Genomic DNA, 18,871 nt, shown 5'->3' on the forward strand with positions numbered 1-18,871 from the left:
TCCAAAGTCCGAGGTTTGGCTCCCACATGTCCGAGGTTTGGCTCCCAATAAGTCCGAGGTTTGGCTCCCAGTTCGATTTTACAGGGTGATTTTTTTAAAAAATTACCCTGATTTTCACTCCAAAGTCCGAGGTTTGGCTCCCACATGTCCGAGGTTTGGCTCCCAATTCACTTTTTAATGTGGATAAAACAGGTTAAAAGTCCGAGGTTTGGCTCCCAATTCAACTCTTCACAGGTAGTTTTTACCTCAAAGTCCGAGGTTTGGCTCCCAATTAAAACCAAAAAATTTCTATAAGAATTTGAATAATAAAAATATTTTACCTGTGGATAACTCCCTATTCTTTTCTTCTTTTAATCATATAAATATATTAGTCTTGTAATACCCATTGTGGATAACCTCAAAAGTGACACCATCAATTTTCATTGAACAACTATAGCTTAACAAGAAAGAAACAATCTCACTGCCAGCAAACTCTCTAGGAATCAAAATAAAGCCATTCTGACGCTATAAAAAGAAGCTGAAGCACCAACCCCTACAGACAAGAATAAAAAACGCTCCTATGGGCTTTATTTTGCGTTTAACAAGGCATTTGAAAATGAGCTTTTCCTTACCATCAAATTTCCGGTCCAATCATCAGCACACAATCCCCAAAACTGTCAGTCATATCACTAACTAAAACGCGAATTACTAATTTCTTTGACAACCATAAAGAAGAGTAGCAAGATGTGGAAATGTCCGACAAAAAAGCGTTTGTCTACCAATTTCCATCTTGGCAAGGGGGAAGTGCTGCGCTTTCCCCCGTTGCATCCCCCATAGCCCTAACACTTCGCATTAAGAGGAAGTGCTTCAATGCCTCGACCGAAAAAAGAGCAAGCACAAAAACGTCCCCATCGGATAAGTATTCGCTTATCCGATGATGAGCTTTTACACATCAGAGAAAGGGCAAATCAGGCAGGAGGCTCCACCAGCAAATATCTTCGCAAGGCAGCATTATCTGGAAAAGTTGTCATACAGCAGAAAACCGGCAATGGGCCAATAGTGCGTCAGCTCTTAGGGATTGGAAATAACCTGAACCAGTTGACGCGCATGGCACATATTCATGGTGGCCATGACAGGGAGAAACTTCGGGAGGTTTTAAACGATGTTCAAACCGTGGTGATGAGATTTATCGATGATAGTCAAGATTAACCGCCGAGGGCATAGCTTTAAGGGAGTAGTCTCTTATCTTATGCATGATAAGGATGCTACTAGCGCAGAACGGGTAGCGTGGTGGGAAACGGGCAACCTACTTACTAATGACCCAAAAGAGGCAGCCAAGGTAATGGCCTACACTGATATGAATTCTGAACAATTGAAACGGGATAACCAAGGTAGCTTAGCAGGCCGTCAGGCTACGGCAGGCGCGGTATATCATTATTCTCTGTCATGGGCACATGGTGAAAATCCCAACCCTGAGCAGCAAAAGACGGAAGCAAAAGCAACCCTTGAACAGCTAGGGCTGGATAAGCACCAATATCTCATGGTTGCCCATAATGATACGCAACACGCGCATTTACATATCGTGGTTAATCTCACTGACCAGGAAACCGGCAAACGCAATATACCTAGTTACGACAAACGGGAATTGCAAAGTTGGGCCTTGGAGTATGAACGCACCCACGGGATATATTGTGACCAGCGGGTAGAAAACGTGCATAAACGCGAGCAGGGCAACCCCACCAAATACCGGGACGAAAAGCAGAGCTATGCCGGAAGGGTTACTGAAGCTTATAAGCAGGCAGATAGTGGTAAGGCTTTCGCAGCAGCTCTTGAAACCCACGGTTTAACCCTTGCCCAGGGACGGCGAGGCGGCTTGGTGATTGTTGACATGCAGGGCGATATCCAGAAACTGGCCCGTCAGATTGACGGTGCAAGCACGAAGGAAATTAAGGCGCGCCTTTCCGACCTTGACATAGACAGCCTGCCCCTGGCTAATGAGCTGGCAAAAAAGCGACAGGAAACAACCCTGCCTGAGCAAGCGGAACCACAAGCGCAGGCAACACCTCCGGCAAGCGCGGTACGACAGCCAGCCAATATTTATGAATACAAAGAGGCAATACAGGGCAACAACAATCCTCCACCTGCCAGCCTGAATGAATTTTCATCAATGGTTACAAAAACCATGCAGGAAAATAATGGTGAACTTCACATGAATGACGGCCTTACCTGGTGGCAACGGCCTGTAGTCAGTCAGGCAATGCGGGATTGGGCTATAGAAACAGCAAAAGAAATCCTGGACATGGCCAAGGACAAATGGCAGGAATTTGTCAGGCGCTTTGATACCGGCCCTGAAAATCATGAGCGTGACGGACATGAAAGGGAAAGGTAACCATGATTGATTCCTTCGATGAGTTCCGCAAACAGGGCATGGCTCAGGCAAGTCAGGAGAAAGCAGCTCCCGACCTTGTTATTAACCGTCCTGCGCGTCAACCTTACGAAGCTTTCGCGGCCAAGGATAAGGTGCTGCGTCTCGATATCCGCTGCCCCAGCAGCGATATGGGGCATAGCCTGCCCTACAACTACATTACCAATATTACCTACAAACTCAGCGATTACAGCGAGATTTTCCTCACTGTCAGTGGAATAACAGTAACTATTACCGGCAAAAACCTGCGTCCTGTTGTAGAAGCGCTAAAACTGCATACCTGCGAGTTTATCCAGGAATATAGCTCTGATAAATTTATAGAACATGGTGACAGGAACAAGCCCTTTGTCAGCAGCATAACCATAGCAGTTATTGGCAGATAAAGCAGGAAAGACTACAGAAAAAGGAGAAAAAAAGTGAAAAAAGATAGCCTTATGGAAGAGTTTGTTGCTGGAGTAACCGGGGCAATTAATGACATACGGGAAAAAGTTGTTGAGGAAGGGTGGTTCGGTCGTACTGTAACAACCTCATCACCGGAAGCAGGTTCCAGCAATGCAATTGACACTTGGGAGTCCTATGTGCAGCAGGCGCAACGTAATGCCCCCGCTGAAAAAGAAGAGATTGCTCCAGGAAATGACATTGACCGTTAGCAGGAGCGGCCATGTCCTTTGCAAGCAGCCTGGATACTCCACTACTGAATCTCTCAGCAAAAGACTCTTTCACCCTGCGCGATGCCTGTAATGGCGTTCATATTTTCGGAGGAATAGGCTCCGGTAAAACCAGCGGTTCAGGAAAAACTCTCGCCGGCGCTTATTTGCGTGCCGGCATGGGGGGCCTGGTGCTATGCGCCAAGCCCGAGGAAGTGAATCTCTGGCTTGATTACGCTAACCAGCATGGACGGCGCAGGTCAGTAATCCTGTTCGATGAAAACGGGGGATTCAACTTCATTGACTACGAGCTGGCACGACAGGGAACAAAGGGCATCAGCAACGTTACCGAGTGTTTGTTGCGGGTACTGGAAGCCGCCGACCAGGCCACCGGCAGGCATGGAGGAACATCCGACCAGTTTTGGGTCGATGCTATCCGCCAGATCCTCAATTACACCATACCCGCCATTTATTCAGCTTACGCCAGGGTAACAGTCAGTGACATCATTTACTTTGTCAGCTCCGCCTCTACAAAACCCGAGCAACTGGCTGATGATAATTGGGTAGCTGAGAGCTATTACGCCCGGACCTTGCGCCGTGTCATAGAAAATCCGAAAGTGCCGATAGAGGAGAATGCCAGGCAATCCTTGCTTCACTACTGGTCCACGCAATATCCGGCTATTCCTGAAAAAACCAGGGGCAATATGGTGATTTCCCTGTCCACCCGGCTTGACCGCTTCCGGCATGGGAGCCTGCAAAAGTCGTTTTGCGGGAATACGGACATAGTTCCTGAAATGACCTTTCATGGGGCAATCATCATCATGAACATGCCAGCCCTGACCTGGAATGAAGATGGCATTATCGGCCAGCAGCTTTTCAAATTCATGTGGCAGCGGGCGGTTGAATCACGCAATGGGCTGGATAAAACCCAGCATGAACGCCCCGTATTTCTCTGGGCGGATGAGGCGCAGTATTTTACGAATCTGAAGGACGACCAGTTTTTATCAACCTGCCGCGGCTCCAGAGCCTGCGTGGTATTTCTGACTCAGACCCTGCCCAGTTACTACGCGGTTTTTGGTAGGGATAAAAGCGATGCCGCTGACGGGCTGGTAGGAAAATTCAATACCCAGATATTTCACCAAAATGCCTGCAACCGAACCAACCACTTCGCATCCGAGATGATTGGGCGCGCGCTCCAGCTCCGCAACACAACGGGCAGGAGCACCGGAACCAGCCAGTCGGAGGGTTTGAGCCAGGGTAGCAGTGAAACCTCCGGCCATACGCGCGGAAATAGCGGTTACGGTAAATCAGGTGGAAGCGGGGAAAATATCGGGAGCAATATAGGTATGGGAAGAACCGAAACCTTCAGCACCGGTGCTAGCGAGCAGATGGATTATCTGGTTCAGCCAATGTTTTTTGCCAGCAATCTTAAGTCAGGAGGCAAAAAACATGGCAATCAGGTTTCCGCCCTGTGGTTTAAGGTGGGGGGCCATTTTCAGAACGCAATCGGCGCTAAAGGCGGCAATACGCTGCATGTTACTTTCAGACAATGAAACCCCATCCTTTTATCTTTCTGATAGGTAGCAATGCTATATGCGCTCTGCTGCTGATTGCGCTAGGGGCGGTGATATTTGACTGGTCACAGGGGATACCGCAAAACCCCCTGGTTATCGCCTCTTTATTCGCTCTCGCTATTTATTCTTTTCGCGCTAACCAGCGCGTCACGGCTTATAAGAAATTCCAGGGCGAATGGGATGCTATCGGTGGAAAACAGCTTAAGCCCAGGCGTAAATCGCAAATAGTCGCTGCGGTTTTTCTATGGCTGATTTCGCTTTACATTCTTCTTAAGACTCCCCGCGAAAGCGACCGGCTTCTTTATGACCTGGTGTTGGGTGTCTTTTTTATTCCTTTTACCCTGTGGTTTTGCTACCTGTTTCTGCACAACTTTCCCGGATTGGCGGTTAATCTCTTCCGTCGTGGCAAAAGCCGAAGCCATACTCCAAAGGATTATATTGTCAGCCACTGCCAGTCAGTACCCAGGAGCGCGGCAGTAGCAGCGCAGATAAACCGGAATCTTCCCGGTTACTGCAAATCATTACTGGAACAGAAGCAGAATCCAGCCAGGGAAAATAAATAAAGCAGGACTTTCCCACCGCGCCGCACGCTCTTGCCCTATATAGGGGGCTGCGAGCGGCCCCGTGGAAAAGTCTCTATCCTTGGTTCCTAACTTTCGCTTTCAATCCCCTTCAAACCCACCATCCGCAATATTTGTGAAAAGGAGAATTTCCTCTTCCAGATTCTGTTCAATATCCATATTCTGGTGCGGAATGCCAATAATCTCTATTGTGCTTTCAACTACCCGGTAAAATATTATGTGGCTGCCTTCCTTGAAACTGCGGTAGCCTTCCTTTACTTCATCTCTTGCCCGTCCCAGCATGGGGTTGTCTGCCAGCCAGCGCATCCGTTCGCGAAGTTCCAGGGTGTACTTGTCGGCTTGGGATTTTCCCCATTTCTGGATCGTGTATTTACGTATGTTGGTGATATCGGTTTTTGCGGCCGGCGAGAGGATGTAACGTTTCATGCTTCACTTAACAGTTCGGCAAAAACTGCTTCGCCGTCCACCCCTTCCCCCCTGTTTAGCTGTCCCTCACCTACAGCCAGTTTCGCCTGCAACCTTTCAAGTTTCATCTGTTGGTATTCCCGGGCTGACATAACCACGGCAACAGCTCGCCCATGTTTTTCAATGGTAAGTGGTTCCCGCTGAACGGTGTCCAGCATTTCTCCAAAATTATTTTTTGCCTCTTTGGCAGCAATAGCTTTCATATAAAACCCCATAAATAGCTCTTATAGCCATAATAGCTATTATATCTATTGATGCAAGCAAAAAATTTTGGAGGATAGGATTATCGACGAGCTGGAGCTGGATTGCTGACACTACGAATCGGATACAATCGGGTGAAGACGAAATACGTGGCCTTGAGCGAGGTTGCTATCAAGGGTGAGAAATCATCACAAAGGCCAGCCCTTGGAAGCTAGTCTTTGTTTTTATATGAGCTTCAAAATTTAGCAGGAGATAAACTCTCCTTGACATTTTATGTTAGTTCCGCCATATTATAAAGATGCAGGATGTAAGAAAAACAATAAAACCTGTGGAGTGGGTCGGCTCAAGTTTCAGGGATTTCCGCGCGTTTCCTGATGCGGTCAAAGATGAAATGGGCTATGCGCTACACCAAGCTCAAATAGGTGGCAAAAGCCTCAGTGCTAAACCGCTTCAGGGGTTTGGGGGAGCCGGTGTTCTTGAAATTGTGACTAATGAGATGGGAGATACGTTTCGCGCTGTTTATACGGTGAAATTCGCAACGGCCATCTATGTGCTGCACGCTTTTCAAAAGAAATCGAAAAGTGGAATTAAAACACCTGCTGAAGACATGAAACTGATTGAACAAAGATTCAAAGCAGCGGAAGCCGATTACAGGCTTCAACTTGAAAAAGGAAAAATATCATGACTCAAGATATTGAAAACACCATTGTGCGCGGTTCCGAAAACCTTTTTGCAGACCTTGGTTATGCCGACGCTGAAACACATCTGCTTAAAGCTGGACTGGTGAACCGTATTCAGGAAGTTATCAACGAACAAAAAATGACACAAACCGTTGCAGCCAAACGTATGGGGCTTAGTCAACCAGATGTGTCACGCCTGCTCAAGGGACATTTCCGCGATATATCCGTAGAACGCCTGATGCGGCTGTTGACCCGGCTTGGTTGTGAGATTGACATTGTCATCCGGGAGCAAGGTAAAAAAACTTCCCGCCGTAATACCATCCATCTAGGAATGGACGTCAACGTTACGGCTTAATTTCTTAAGGGTGGGGTGAACGTACCATTTTAACAGTCGGCAAAAACCGCTTCACTGTCCACCCCTTGACGGCCATTTAACCCGCTTGAAGGAGGAACGGGAATGACCAAAGGACTTATTTTTCAGGAAATATGGAACAGCCTGCCATCTGACCGTAAGGCACAGATCGAGGCGCGTACCCGCAAGCTGGAAGCGGAATATCTGACCTTACAGGAACTACGCAAGGAAGCTGGGCTGACACAAGCCGGAGTATCGCAGGAGCTGGGAATGCCTCAATCCAATGTCTCCCGCCTGGAGAAAGGGTCTGACATGCTGCTTTCTACCTTGCGTCAGTATGTGGAAGCTGTTGGCGGAAAACTCAATCTCACCGTTGAGCTGCCAAACGAACCCCCTATCAGGCTGAATGTGCTGAGTGACCTTGTAGACCACCCACTCACTATAGAAGGTTCGCAGCCGCAGGCACCGGTGCAATAAGGGTGGATTCTGCAAGATGAAACTATTTTCTCTTGCTTGCAGAAATTTTTTGCGTAGCATCGATCACAACAATCTCTGAGGCTGGTTCTCCACTCTCCAGGAGTGCATCACGTATTGCTTGTATGGTCGTAAGTTTTTTACCTAAATCGCCATAGTCAAGCACCACGAAGACACCATGGCTGGTGCGTGACGCGTCCTTATAAATCTCAAGCTGTTCTTTGTACCCATGTACGACAGTGCCCGATGAGCGTTTCATTTCAACAAGAACACGGGCACTATAACCCTTAGAATATTTAAAATCGATTGGTCCTCCACCCATATTAGCTTCCGGTGAAATGTCAATATCATTGGCTTTACAGAAGCAGTCGGTAATTGCAAAGTAAATTAGCTGGGCTGCGCGTTCCTTCTTCGGTTTATCGTCTATCCAAAGGGCCTCCCAGAGATTGCCCTTTTCTACATGATGCTTGAACATATCCATTGTGTCGTTTACGACACGATGGATTTCATCGATACCCTTCTCAATTTCATATTTTTTATTGGATTTAAGTTCATATTCTTTGCTACCAAGTATCCTCCTCAATGTGTAGTAGCCTAGAACATCACTGTTCGGATCATAATATGCCGCATTCTCTTTAATGGCGGCAATAAAGGCTTCGAAAAGTTCTTTGGATTGAAGTGCTGCTTCACGGACAGCCTTTTTGAGATCATCAACTTTTGGGCGAGTAATACCTGCCAGGAGATGATTTACCCGTGCTCGGATGGCAGCGTTAGCGTCTATTGCTGCCTCAATATCCGACCAATCATTAGCCATTGGTAACTCCCGAACAATATCAGCGGGCACAAGCACAATCGCCCGCTCTTTTCCATTTGCAGAGGTGTAATGGGGTAATGGGATATCAGGAGAGGTATCTGACGTCTTTAACGTAATACCCAGAGGTGTGCAAAATTCATGGGTGAGCTTCGCGAGCTGTGGCTCAATTATTCTGGAAGTTAGGTCACTGATAGTATCTGCGCCGACTTTTTCTTCAAAAAAGCCCATAAGTGAAATCATCTCAGGATCTTGAGAGCCAAGCTCAATAATTTCTTTAGCTGTTCGAAGAATCGCGTTACGAATTTCTTCAGGGCGGGAAGTGCCAGGACGGTCGCTCCTTCCATAACCAAGGCCATTTGCAGGAGCTTCGCGAAGGTTAAATTGATTCTGGGCAGCCCTCCAAGCTGCATCCCCCTCCTTCTTAGAAATGGCAAGCAGTCTAATTACATTTTCAAAATATTTCCTAAATGCTTTGTACGCTTCCTCACTAATGATCTTGTTTGAGCATTTATCAAGCAAGATGGGATCAATGAACAAGCGCGTATCAACCGTCAGAAAGGGGTCGATCAATCCTGCCTTTGCAAGTTCATCCGGCGCAATTTTGAAATGTTTGGAGAAAAGAAGGGGATTTGAGAAAGATGCCATAATTTCGCTAAATAGAATTGAGCGAAAACTTATTTCGCCGCATTAAAACAATCTGCTATTGAGAGGAGCCGTTTAGATTGTAAGTTTTACGGCTGAGCAAGCAATTGGACTTAGGTACACCTGTCGCTGAGTATGGGTATTGAAGTTCTGTTGAGTCGCGGTAAATCTACTATTGATAAAATACGTTATCAATAGTAGATTTACCCAATGACAACTCAAAACCCCGATTCCCAAAATGCCCTGCCTGCTACTAATCGGCGGCTTACTGCCGTTGCCTATCAGCGCCTCGCCGACATACCCCCTGAAATTGAATGGTTCGCCAACCTTCCGAATGATGCAACCCGCCGCGCTTACAACAATGCGCTAAAGGATTTTATGGGCTTTACTGACATCACCCGGCCTGATGAATTCCGTAGCGTAACCCGTGCGCATGTAATTGCCTGGCGCGACGAGCTGGTTAAACGCTCTTTAAGTGGAACGACCATCCGCCACCGTCTCGCCGCTTTATCCTCTCTGTTCGAGTATTTATGCGAAAGAAACGCGGTAACCCATAATCCTGTGAAGGGGGTGAAGCGTCCCCCGGTGGAAAGCTATGAAGGTAAAACTCCGGCTCTTGGCGATCACCAGGCGCGTGCGCTGCTCGATGCTCCGCATAGTCTCTCACTCAAGGGCAAGCGTGACCGTGCCTTGCTTGCTACCCTGCTCTACCATGCGCTGCGGCGCGACGAGCTATGCAGGCTCACCGTCAAGGATTTCAGGCATGAACGGCGTGGGGTCCGTCACTTGCGGGTCCTGGGTAAAGGCGGCAAGACCCGTTATATCCCGTTACACCCTGCCGCCAGCACTCTCATCACCGAGTATCTGGAAGCAGCGGGACATGGCGCGGAAGATTCAGCTCCCCTTTTCCACCCCGTCAGTAATAACTGCGCTGGGGTTTCAAGCAAGGCCCTTACGCCCGACGGGGTTTATAAGCTGGTACGCGAATATTCTTCAAACCTTGGTTTTGAAATTGGCCCGCACTCCTTGCGGGCTACCGCTGCGACTAACGCCCTGGACCATCAGGCCGATATTTCCAAAGTGCAGGAATGGCTGGGCCATGCCAATATCTCCACTACCCGCATTTATGACCACCGCAGGAGCCGACCCGAGGATAGTCCGACGTTTAAGGTTAGTTATTAAAATTCTCTGTTATGGGGTGACGGGTGTGTAGTACGGCCAGGAAAGGCGGCCAGCGGCTCTAATTGTTTGCACCTATCTAGGCCGTCGCGATCATAAGCGACGGACATTTCGCTTTCTGCTTAACAATTCGTAGGCTACAGCGACGAATGTTTATTTGATGCTCTAATGGTTCGACCTTGCGCCGGCTTTAAACGGTCAGAACGAGGCTGCTTGATAGCTCGGCTTGAGCGCACATTGAGAAGGTGAAAAGATCGATATATCACGGGCAAGGTGGAGGAAGAGCCGGTGGTAAAGGGGAGGATGCTGTAAGCTTAATTCTTAATTAAGATTCCAATAGGAATAAAGGGGGCATGGTTATATATTTGAAGCCCACGAACTTCAGAAAATTCTGAGGCTGATCTATAAGTTTTAAATAAACCAAATTTATTTATTGTTTTACTCAGGTAATTTTGAAAGAAGGGTATTTCACTTATTTTACCACACCCACTTAGGCCGCTAATTAAACCACGTAAATCTAGGATGTCGAATCCCATTAGTCGCCATCCCATATTTATAAGGGCAGTTTCCGAAGGCTGCTCCTCAAACCATCCAAACCCATAGTGTTCTCTAAGGGCAATAGTATTTATTTCTAAACATGTCAACGAAATAAGACTTAATTGATCTATAGAAATATGATTTGATCGACAAGTATTTATAAGGTCTTCAATATGCGTCGCAAGTGTTAGAGGATTACTTAAAGCATGAGCGTTATTTTGTATAAGATCATCAACTAGGGGAGGGCGAGGCCAAATATTTGGGTCGCCACTGATTTGCATGTGATTATTCAAATCCAGAGAAATTCTTAGATCGAATCCCAAACTTATTCTTCGATTCCTCATCATTATTGGTGAGGCCAAGTTGTATAATTGCCACAATCTTTTATTTCTTCTTTTCCTACTGGAGCTACCGGGGGAAATTGAGTTGTTCCTTTCGATCCACTCCCTCTATTCCAATAGCATTGACAAGTGTTAGGATTTTGTCCACGACTCCAAATATGATAGTGTGGATCCCACCCATTATGTGTGTGTCCAGTGTCGGGTTCATAACATTGGGTTCCCTGAGGTGGATTACAGGGGGGGCAAATAGGTGGTTGAGCAGTTTTATTCTGAGCCGTTTTGGATTCTGAGTTTCCTGAGCACGCGTCATATATCGTTGCTCCAGTGATTAAAATAGCCCAACCAGCCCACTTCTGCCAGGCTATATCGCTCGGATCCGGGGTTGCTATGTCAGAACTGGCCCCGCCAAGTATCCAAGGAAGTGCCCTCAGACCTAAAGGATCAATCATATTAATTGGATTTCCTCCCACATACCCATAAAGATTTAATCCTCCTTTTTCTCCAATCGGGTCACGCGATAGCCACTTCGCCGTTTTCGGGTCATAGGCCCGGAAATTCGTCAGGTACAATCCGCTCTGCTGATGATAGAACATCCCCGCATAGCGAAAGTCAACTGAAATCCGCCCACTCCCCGCTATCTGGTTTCCATAAGGATCATAGTCGTAGCTTGCCACCTTGGCCCCATTCTGGGCCGCCATCACGTCCCGCACCGAGCCTAGATGGTCAGTGCCGTAATAAAGCAGAGTGCCGCCCTGCGGAATTGCCATGCCTTGCGGGTAATAGCGGCGTGTGACCACATCGCCTGCCGTTCTGGCCTGGCACAGCGTAGCGCCGCACCAGAGATGACGGGTTTCTGTTATTGCTCCTCCATTATTTTCGACAATAGCCAGCCGCCGCCCCATGCCATCGTAGCGGAACGTGGTCGCCTTGCTGGGATCGTTCTTGTAGCTGATGGAGAGCAGACGGTTTTCGGCATCCCACTGATAGGTGCGGACTCCGTCATCCTTCAGATTGCCGTTGGCGTCGTAACTGAAGCTTTCACTGTTAAAACTCGTCAATTGGTTGACGGTGTTGTAATGCGTCAACGCGCCATTGAGGGAAGTCAGGTTGTCAGCGGCGTCATAACCATAGCTGAAGCTTCCCCCGGATGAAGGCTGGGCGGAGAGGAGGCGGTCAGCGCCATCATAGGCGTAGTGCCAGCTCTTCTGCGCTGCTCCCCCCGCAGTTTCCGTCAGAGTGGAAATCTGGTTTTCCGGGGTGGTGGCATAGTGGAAACCGCGCGCCAGACCGCTGTTCGTGATCGACTTCAGGCGGCGGTCATGGGTGTTGTCCTCATAGCCCCACTGCGTTCCCACAGCCCCGGCCTGCTGGCTTAAAAGCTGCCCAGTCTGACCCAGATAGCTGAAATTGAAGGAGCCCAGCGGATTGGTATGCTGGGTGACGCGGTCGAGCCTGTCATAGGCAAAGGACTCGGTTATCGTATCCACCTTGCGGCTGGTCATCCGCCCCAATGCATCGTACTGGTAGGAAATCTCGTCATTGGTATAAGGCCCGTTCTCACCTGTCAGCTTGAGCGCCCCCAGGGAGCCGACAGCGCCATACTGGAACTGGGTGGTTCCCGCCCCATCGGTCATGGTGGTTCTGCGCGGGAAATAGGGGTCGTAGGCGAAGCTTACGCCCGGTGTGGGACTTATAGCATTGGCATAACTCAGCGCCGCGAGCCGGTCGTCCTTCGTATAGCCATACTGCCTGGTCTGTCCCAAAGCGTCGGTTACGCTTATCAGGCGGCTTGCGCTGTCATAGGCATAGGTTTCCCTGGAATCGTCGGCATAAACCTTGGCAATGGGGCGGCTCTGGATATCGATATCCCAGCGCGTCATGTTCCCGTTGCCGTCGGTGATGCTGCGCAACACCCCGTTACGGTAATAGCTGTAACTGGTGGTCTGACCCGCAGGATCGGTCATCGAGGTCATGCGCCGGTTGGCGTCATAGCTGTAGCTCGTGGCCCTCCCCATCCTATCTTTTGTTTCTACCAGGTCGAGCAGGTCATAGGTATTCAGCGTGCTGGTTCCATCGGGATAGAGGATTTGCGTAACCCGGTCGAGGGCGTCGTATTCATAGGCCAGGGTGTGGCCTTCCGAATCGGTGGCGGTGGCAACGCGGTCGAAGGCGTCATAGGTGAAGCTGTGCTGCACCGCGTTATCCGGGTTGGTGATCGATATCAGCCGTCCCAGCCCATCATAGGCATAGCGCGTGGTCTGCCCGAGCGCGTCGGTCACGCCCGTTACCTGGCCATCCGAGTTGTAGGTATAGGAAGTTGTCTTTCCCGCCGCATCGGTCGCAGTCAGGGGAAGGTGCTGGCTGTTGTAGGTGAAGGCCGCCAGCGTGGCCTGGCCGCTGCCCGTGGTCTGCTGGATGGAAGTAAGATCGATGTCATTGGAAGCGTAGGTAAAGGAAGTCTTGCGTCCTGTAGGATCTATGGCTGTGAGCGGCTTGCCGATGCTGTTATAGGTAAATCTTCTTGCTTGCGTGGAGCCGTCATCTAATACTCGGCCGATTGCTATCGGTGTCCCGGCAGTTCCTTCCATGATGGAATTACCTTGTCCCGGGTAGGTATTCCAGACGCGGCGCTCAAGGGGCTGTTTGCTGCTTTCTATGATCGGCGAGGTCTGTCCAGCCGGGTTATGGAGCCAGTGAATGATTCGGGCTTGGGTGTAATCGGTATGAGTGATAGCATAAAGATGCTTGTCCCAGTGGAAAGTATTACGGTAGTAAAGAAAACCGTTCAGTATCCCCATGCCAGCCGGAGCCACAGGATCACCATTGGGTATGCCGGAAGCAAAATGCCGGAATTCCAGTCGTTCGGTAAAACCCATCGGATCGGTCATTTCCAAGAAGCGTGAGTTTTCATAGATGTTCTGCCCATAGGTGAAATGATGGGTACCATAGGGTGTCGTCATTTCATTGATGAGCCCCCCCGTATCGTATTTGAAGGAGGAAGTAATGCCGATCACATCGGTGATCGAGGCGAGACGTCTGTTTGTGTCGTATGTCAGTTCGGCACGGCGTCCGAATGGATCGGTTATTCCGGTTACGAGCAGGGGATTGGCAGGGAACTCATAACTGAAGATGGTGTTGCGGCCAGTGGCATCCGTGAGCGATACCAGGCGCAACTGATTGTCATAATTGAACGTTAGCGCGTTACCCGAAGGATCGATTATTTGGCTTAAGAACATGCGGCGCGGGTATACGGTTGCGCCATCGCTCTGGGCGAATACCTGCTTGCTTCCATCGGGCATGCGCAATTCATAGGAAGTGGCGGGACCGGTGGCGGGTATGCGAACCAGCACTGCCTGACCCTGACGTTCAGGCGAGAACGCGCCGGATGCCGTTGAATAGCTGTAGCCGATCGAATAATCCACCGATCCCCCGCCTGCCGCATAGCGCAGAACTGAGCGGCCCGGCGAGTCGGGAGTATCCTGAACCCAGGACAGCACGTTCAGTGTCCATTTGGGGCTGATATTGAAAAAGCTGAAATTGGCTGGCTGGCTGGCTTCGCGCTGATTGTAGGTCAGGCTGATTTTGGCGGAAGGCCCCTTCGGCGGCTGGTACCCGACCGGAACGTCGCTTAAGTTCAGGCTCACCAGCATCATTTTAGCGTTCACTACACACATGGCTGGTGGTGACGCTGCGGAGCCAGTGAGAGGAACAGGGCCTTTTGGATTGGAGCAGGTCAAGTTGCTATCAAGCTTCTGTGTCGTACCGGGCTGATTAACACTTGTCTGTCCCATTCCATAGATACGCCTTGCCTCTTCAGGAGTGGCCATACGCCAGGACGCAACTTTCTGGGTTCCAGCCGGAACCAGGAAATACCCGCTTGCCTCCGCATCGATGGCCTCCTTGGTGAGCCAGGCATCCCCGCTTGCGAAGGTGGGATCCTGGACATGGTAGAGGCCGTTCTGCTCACCGATGATGGCAGCATAATGATTCAGTTTCCAGTTCACCACTGAGGGGACGGGGATGGGCTGTCCGGGAGCACGGAAAATCAGCCGATGAGGTACGTTGGCCTTGCTTGCCAGCTCCGATACCTGGGCAAGCGTGTAGCCATGCGGACCTGAGCGCGCCGCATCCATGATGGCGATTTTTGCCGGATCGGCCTGGGCCGAGACCAGCAGACTCTTGAGCGCCATGGGACCGCAAAGGTAAGCCTTGTCGTACTCGTTTCGGAACATCCACAGGCTTTCATGAGCGTCCGTGATCAATTCCGTGGCGGGACCGCTGATGGGCCGGTCCTTGATATCGGCAAGCAGTTTTTCAAGCTCGTCCGCATGTCCCAGGCGGGAGTGCATGCGCATCAGCTCCCCCATGGCGCGGTCTGCCAGCATCTTGCCCATAGGATTATCGGCGGGACGAGTTCTTTCCGTCTGCCAGGCCCGCTCCCACGCATTTATCGCCCTGGAGAAATAGCCCTGGCGGTAATAGGCAAGCCCCAGATTGGCGAGAATCCCGACATTCCATCCCGAGCGCGGATACTCTTTAAGGAAAGTCTCGAATACGGCCAGATCTTCAAAAGACGACTGGCTGCGATGGGTGGAGATGGCTTCCGCGAGGGCCCGGTCTTCCTTCGGCGTGGTTCCATACATGGGAACCAGAGGCTCCTCGAATCCATCCACCTTGAGAAGCGGAAGAGGCGCGGGGTTTTCTGGAGGGGCGGCATGGAGGAGAGGGCTTGCCAGCAAAAGCAGCGTGGCAAAAAGAGAGGGAATGAAACGGGAAACGGCCATACTGGACCAGAGGCGAGCCATGCGTTCTCCTGAAAGAATGTCTGGAATTCCGACCGCATCCTTGAAACAGGGAGGCGGCCTGATCTACATCGTCATGCTGAAACCTTTTGAAACCTTGTTGCCGGTAATACTCATGCCTTGACTTTCCTGCGGCGCAGAGCCCACGCTCCCGCCCCTCCCAAACAGAGCAAGGCGAGGCTTGAAGGCTCAGGTAGCGGGTTGGGCGGTGGCGTGGTCGAACCTGGTGCGAAGGTCAGGTTATCCAGTGTGAATTGCGTGCAGTTCACTGTGCCGCACTGGAACGGGTCCGTTGTGGAGCCAGTTGCAGCCGCGAAGAAATTCAGTTCGTTGATGCCGGTGAAGCCAAAGTTTACAAACAGGGGAGCAGCCGTATCGAGGGTCAGGGTTGTTGTGAACAGCAAAGTTCCATTCAGCCTGCCCTGCACCGTGAGGCTCAGATCATCGTAATAGCCGGAACCCAGATAAGCGCTAACAAAGTCGAAGGGATCGTCGGCTTCTATTTTGCCGATAACGGGAGTAACGATCGGGCCGAACGACTCACCCCCGCTATAGGCGGCATTATCGGGGGAGACAATGCCGTTATTGAATCCGGGAAAGCCGGGAATGCTCGTATAGGCCGAGAAATTAGTCCAGGTGAAACCCTGATAAGGGCTCAGGGTATCCAGAACCAGATCGCCGCCTGAAGCGTCAAGATCATCGAAATTGACGATGGCGGCAGAAGCAAGGGAAATCTGGGAAAGCAGGAGGGTGGCAGTAAAAGCGATTTTGGAAAACATTATTATTCTCCTCCAAACTCTTATTCTAGAGTTTGAGTATACGCCTGTTTCAGCTTCTCCTTGTCGAATTTTTTATTAACTGATTGGGTCAATAGTGACGCAATTTTGTTTCTTAAAAAAGCGTAAGAATCTATAAGGTTTTTCTCATTCTAGCTAATGCAATTTTTCAACATTCCATATTGAGTTTGACATTAGATAGCTATCTAAATATTATAAATAGCTAGATAGCTATTAAGAAACATTTATGCTGTGGATAGCTATCTAGCTATTTAGATATCCAAACAGTTATAAGGAACTTTATCATGCCAACCATAGTTTTTGCTTCCAGTAAGGGCGGGGCGGGAAAAACCACTGCCGCAATCATTCTGGCATCCGAATTTGCAAGACAGGGGGCAGCAGTCACGCTTATTGATGCCGACCCCAACCAGCACAGCGCGAAATGGGCATTAAAACTGGGCTGCCCTGCGAATATCTCTCTTGTGGAGAATACAAACGAAGAAAGCATTATTGAAGACATCGAGGAGGCCGAGGCAAAAACCGCTTTTGTCCTGGTTGACCTGGAAGGAACGGCAAGCATGGCGGTAGCAAGCGCCATAAGCCGCGCTGATCTGGTTATTACCCTGTGTCAGGGTTCACAGGATGATGCCGATGAAGCAGCAAAAACCATCAAGCTTATCAAGCGGCAATCTAAACTCCTGCAACGCCCCATCAATTTTTCTGTTCTGATGACCCGTACCAATCCGGCCATTACCCCGCGAACGCTACGCCATATCATGGGCGAGTTTGAAGCGGCGGGAGTGCATATTTTTACAACCAGCCTCATTGACCGTGAAGCCTTTCGCGCTATGCGCTCTTTCGGCGGCACCGTAAATGATTTGAATCCGAAAGAGGTTTCCGGCATTGAGAAGGCAGCTCAGAATGTCCGCGAGCTGGCTAAGGAGGTTATAGCCAGGCTGAAAGAAGGGCAGAAGCAGGAAAGGATTAGCGCACATGGGTAAGGAACGCGCGGGCCTGGACTTGGGCGAGGATCTCGATTTAACCGTCTTCACCCCAAAAACACACACGCGGCACGATAGCGAGGAAGAAAAATACGCCATCAAGCAGTCGGCGGAGCAAAGCGGGTTTATCAGCCGCGAACCCCGAATCCGCCGCCGCAAACCAGTAAGCCCCTACAAAATCCAGTTGAATCTGAAAGTCCGTGATGGGATAAAGGAGCTTTTTCAGGATTTGGGTGAACGTTTGCATGTTCACGATAAAACAGTTTTTGAAAGAGCCTTGCTTGCCCTACTTGAAAAGGAAGGGCAAAGCGATTTGTTACAGCGCTATAGAGAAATTGTGAAGTGAAAGGATAAAGGAAATGCCAAAAAAGAAAACGCTCGTAGCAGTACCCTCAGCAGTACCCCCTCGCGCGCCTATAAAAAGCCTTCAATATGACCTGTTCTCGCTGTTTGTCACTAATGAACCCAATTCAGTATCAAATACGATTGAACTATGGGACTGCATCCCAAAATATTTTTTCACCCCCAAGCAGGTAGAAAAACTGCGGACAGCAGACGGGCTGGCAAAGCCTTACAAATGGGAATATTCCTATAACGGCCTGCCATGCGCGGTAAAAATACAGCCAGCCCTGATAGAAGAAGAGGACGGAAATTTTAAAGCGTATTTTCCAAGCGTGACTGAGGAGCTTGTAGAAGAAGCCCTGAAAAAGATTTTTACCGACAAGCATTACGGTACTCACGATCCGCAAAATTCTGAAAGCTGGGTCAAATTTTCATTAAGCATGCTTTACCGCGAACTCATGACCAGGGGCCGAAGCCGCAGCTATAAGGAGATTAAACGCGCCATCGAGGTCATGAATAAATGCAACATAGCCTTTTACAAGGATGGAAAAGAGCTTTGGAGTGGCGCCATACTTCAGGACCTGGTGACAGTAGACCGCAAGGAGTATATCGCCGATACCGACTCCCACCATATAGCGCGATTGCCACTGTTTATATCCCACGCCATTAACCAGCTCGAATACCGCCAGTTCAACTATAACCGCCTGATGAGCTGCAACGAGCAGTTGGCGCGTTGGATTTACAAACGGTTAATTAACCGCTTCCGCCAAGCCAGTTTCATAAATGAATACCATTTCATGTATTCCGATATTGAGCAATCGAGCGGCTTACTACAGCAAGGCCGAGAAACCGACAATCGAAAAAAAGTTATATCTTCTCTGGAAGAGTTACAAAAATGCGGGATTCTGATGAGATATGAAACCGATGAACGAAAAGAAGGCCGCAAAGTTATCGATATTAAATATACGCTCTACGCCGGTTCAGATTTTATCGGGGAACAAAAAGCAGCTAATAAACGGGCAAGCGATGCAGAGCTGAGTATGCCTGTGGATAAGTAGC

The 18,871-nt window shown here is 49.5% G+C and carries 19 protein-coding genes and 1 CRISPR repeat array; of the genes, 13 read left to right on the forward strand and 6 right to left on the reverse strand.

The features are described from left to right. Positions 1-3 precede the first annotated feature (3 nt). Positions 4-273: a CRISPR direct-repeat array (repeat unit 25 nt; unit sequence AAAGTCCGAGGTTTGGCTCCCAATT). A 576-nt stretch (positions 274-849) separates the two neighbouring features. Genes NMUL_RS14480 through NMUL_RS14505 form a run of 6 tightly spaced genes read left to right on the forward strand, consistent with a single transcriptional unit; the run spans position 850 to position 5,188 of the window. Then, a complete protein-coding gene (locus NMUL_RS14480) occupies positions 850-1,188 on the forward strand; it encodes a plasmid mobilization protein (protein WP_011382052.1) in 339 nt (112 codons plus the stop codon). A gap of 40 nt (positions 1,189-1,228) precedes the next feature. Beyond that, positions 1,229-2,368: a relaxase/mobilization nuclease domain-containing protein gene (locus tag NMUL_RS15090; RefSeq protein WP_167535604.1), complete on the forward strand. Its 1,140-nt coding sequence runs from the start codon at positions 1,229-1,231 to the stop codon at positions 2,366-2,368. Positions 2,369-2,370: 2 nt separating this feature from the next. Further along, a complete protein-coding gene (locus NMUL_RS14490; protein ID WP_011382054.1) occupies positions 2,371-2,787 on the forward strand; it encodes a hypothetical protein in 417 nt (138 codons plus the stop codon). A gap of 33 nt (positions 2,788-2,820) precedes the next feature. Then, the gene (locus tag NMUL_RS14495) at positions 2,821-3,054 is read left to right on the forward strand and encodes a hypothetical protein (RefSeq protein WP_146063223.1); all 234 of its coding nucleotides are present in this window, start codon (positions 2,821-2,823) and stop codon (positions 3,052-3,054) included. Between the two features lie 11 nt (positions 3,055-3,065). Then, positions 3,066-4,604 carry a type IV secretory system conjugative DNA transfer family protein gene (locus tag NMUL_RS14500; RefSeq protein WP_011382055.1) on the forward strand — a complete coding sequence of 513 codons (1,539 nt, stop codon included), beginning with the start codon at positions 3,066-3,068 and terminating at the stop codon, positions 4,602-4,604. After that, positions 4,601-5,188 (forward strand): hypothetical protein, encoded by a 588-nt coding sequence (locus tag NMUL_RS14505; protein WP_011382056.1) that lies wholly within the window; start codon positions 4,601-4,603, stop codon positions 5,186-5,188. The genes NMUL_RS14500 and NMUL_RS14505 overlap by 4 nt, the downstream gene beginning before the upstream one ends. A 99-nt stretch (positions 5,189-5,287) precedes the next feature. On the opposite strand, the gene NMUL_RS14510 is transcribed toward NMUL_RS14505, so the two are convergent. Then, a complete protein-coding gene (locus NMUL_RS14510) occupies positions 5,288-5,632 on the reverse strand; it encodes a type II toxin-antitoxin system RelE/ParE family toxin (protein WP_011382057.1) in 345 nt (114 codons plus the stop codon). Next, positions 5,629-5,874 carry a type II toxin-antitoxin system Phd/YefM family antitoxin gene (locus NMUL_RS14515; protein ID WP_011382058.1) on the reverse strand — a complete coding sequence of 82 codons (246 nt, stop codon included), beginning with the start codon at positions 5,872-5,874 and terminating at the stop codon, positions 5,629-5,631. The genes NMUL_RS14510 and NMUL_RS14515 overlap by 4 nt, the downstream gene beginning before the upstream one ends. A 296-nt stretch (positions 5,875-6,170) precedes the next feature. Here NMUL_RS14515 and NMUL_RS14520 point away from each other — a divergent pair, with 296 nt between their 5' ends. From NMUL_RS14520 to NMUL_RS14530, 3 genes are all read left to right on the forward strand, one after another. Next, entirely contained in the window at positions 6,171-6,557 is a 387-nt protein-coding gene (locus tag NMUL_RS14520; protein ID WP_011382059.1) for a type II toxin-antitoxin system RelE/ParE family toxin, read from the forward strand. Continuing rightward, positions 6,554-6,907: a helix-turn-helix domain-containing protein gene (locus tag NMUL_RS14525; protein WP_011382060.1), complete on the forward strand. Its 354-nt coding sequence runs from the start codon at positions 6,554-6,556 to the stop codon at positions 6,905-6,907. The genes NMUL_RS14520 and NMUL_RS14525 overlap by 4 nt, the downstream gene beginning before the upstream one ends. Before the next feature lie 102 nt (positions 6,908-7,009). After that, complete coding sequence (locus NMUL_RS14530) at positions 7,010-7,381, forward strand: helix-turn-helix domain-containing protein (protein ID WP_011382061.1); 372 nt, start codon at positions 7,010-7,012, stop codon at positions 7,379-7,381. A gap of 22 nt (positions 7,382-7,403) precedes the next feature. Here the strand turns inward: NMUL_RS14530 and NMUL_RS14535 are convergent, their stop codons facing one another. Continuing rightward, positions 7,404-8,837: a hypothetical protein gene (locus NMUL_RS14535; RefSeq protein WP_011382062.1), complete on the reverse strand. Its 1,434-nt coding sequence runs from the start codon at positions 8,835-8,837 to the stop codon at positions 7,404-7,406. Positions 8,838-9,044: 207 nt separating this feature from the next. On the opposite strand from NMUL_RS14535, the gene NMUL_RS14540 reads away from it, so the two are divergent. Beyond that, positions 9,045-10,016 carry a tyrosine-type recombinase/integrase gene (locus tag NMUL_RS14540; protein ID WP_011382063.1) on the forward strand — a complete coding sequence of 324 codons (972 nt, stop codon included), beginning with the start codon at positions 9,045-9,047 and terminating at the stop codon, positions 10,014-10,016. Between the two features lie 311 nt (positions 10,017-10,327). On the opposite strand, the gene NMUL_RS15845 is transcribed toward NMUL_RS14540, so the two are convergent. The 3 genes from NMUL_RS15845 to NMUL_RS14550 all read right to left on the reverse strand — a co-directional run bounded on the left by NMUL_RS15845 (position 10,328) and on the right by NMUL_RS14550 (position 16,472). Next, positions 10,328-10,831 carry a hypothetical protein gene (locus tag NMUL_RS15845; protein WP_146063224.1) on the reverse strand — a complete coding sequence of 168 codons (504 nt, stop codon included), beginning with the start codon at positions 10,829-10,831 and terminating at the stop codon, positions 10,328-10,330. 65 nt (positions 10,832-10,896) lie between these two features. After that, positions 10,897-15,696, reverse strand: a complete 4,800-nt coding sequence (locus tag NMUL_RS14545) for an RHS repeat-associated core domain-containing protein (RefSeq protein ID WP_011382064.1) — start codon at positions 15,694-15,696, stop codon at positions 10,897-10,899. Between the two features lie 110 nt (positions 15,697-15,806). Next, positions 15,807-16,472, reverse strand: coding sequence for a PEP-CTERM sorting domain-containing protein (locus NMUL_RS14550; protein WP_011382065.1), 666 nt, complete (start codon positions 16,470-16,472; stop codon positions 15,807-15,809). A gap of 302 nt (positions 16,473-16,774) precedes the next feature. On the opposite strand from NMUL_RS14550, the gene NMUL_RS14555 reads away from it, so the two are divergent. From NMUL_RS14555 to NMUL_RS14565, 3 genes are read left to right on the forward strand one after another with little or no spacing between them, the layout of a single operon-like run. Further along, on the forward strand, positions 16,775-17,470 hold the full coding sequence (locus NMUL_RS14555) for a ParA family protein (RefSeq protein ID WP_011382066.1): 696 nt from the start codon (positions 16,775-16,777) through the stop codon (positions 17,468-17,470). Then, a complete protein-coding gene (locus NMUL_RS14560) occupies positions 17,463-17,816 on the forward strand; it encodes a hypothetical protein (protein WP_011382067.1) in 354 nt (117 codons plus the stop codon). Before NMUL_RS14555 ends, NMUL_RS14560 begins: the two co-directional genes overlap by 8 nt. Before the next feature lie 13 nt (positions 17,817-17,829). Next, complete coding sequence (locus tag NMUL_RS14565) at positions 17,830-18,870, forward strand: hypothetical protein (RefSeq protein WP_011382068.1); 1,041 nt, start codon at positions 17,830-17,832, stop codon at positions 18,868-18,870. The last annotated feature ends 1 nt before the right edge of the window (position 18,871 follow it).

It is taken from the genome of Nitrosospira multiformis ATCC 25196, from assembly GCF_000196355.1.
GTDB classification, from domain to species: domain Bacteria; phylum Pseudomonadota; class Gammaproteobacteria; order Burkholderiales; family Nitrosomonadaceae; genus Nitrosospira; species Nitrosospira multiformis.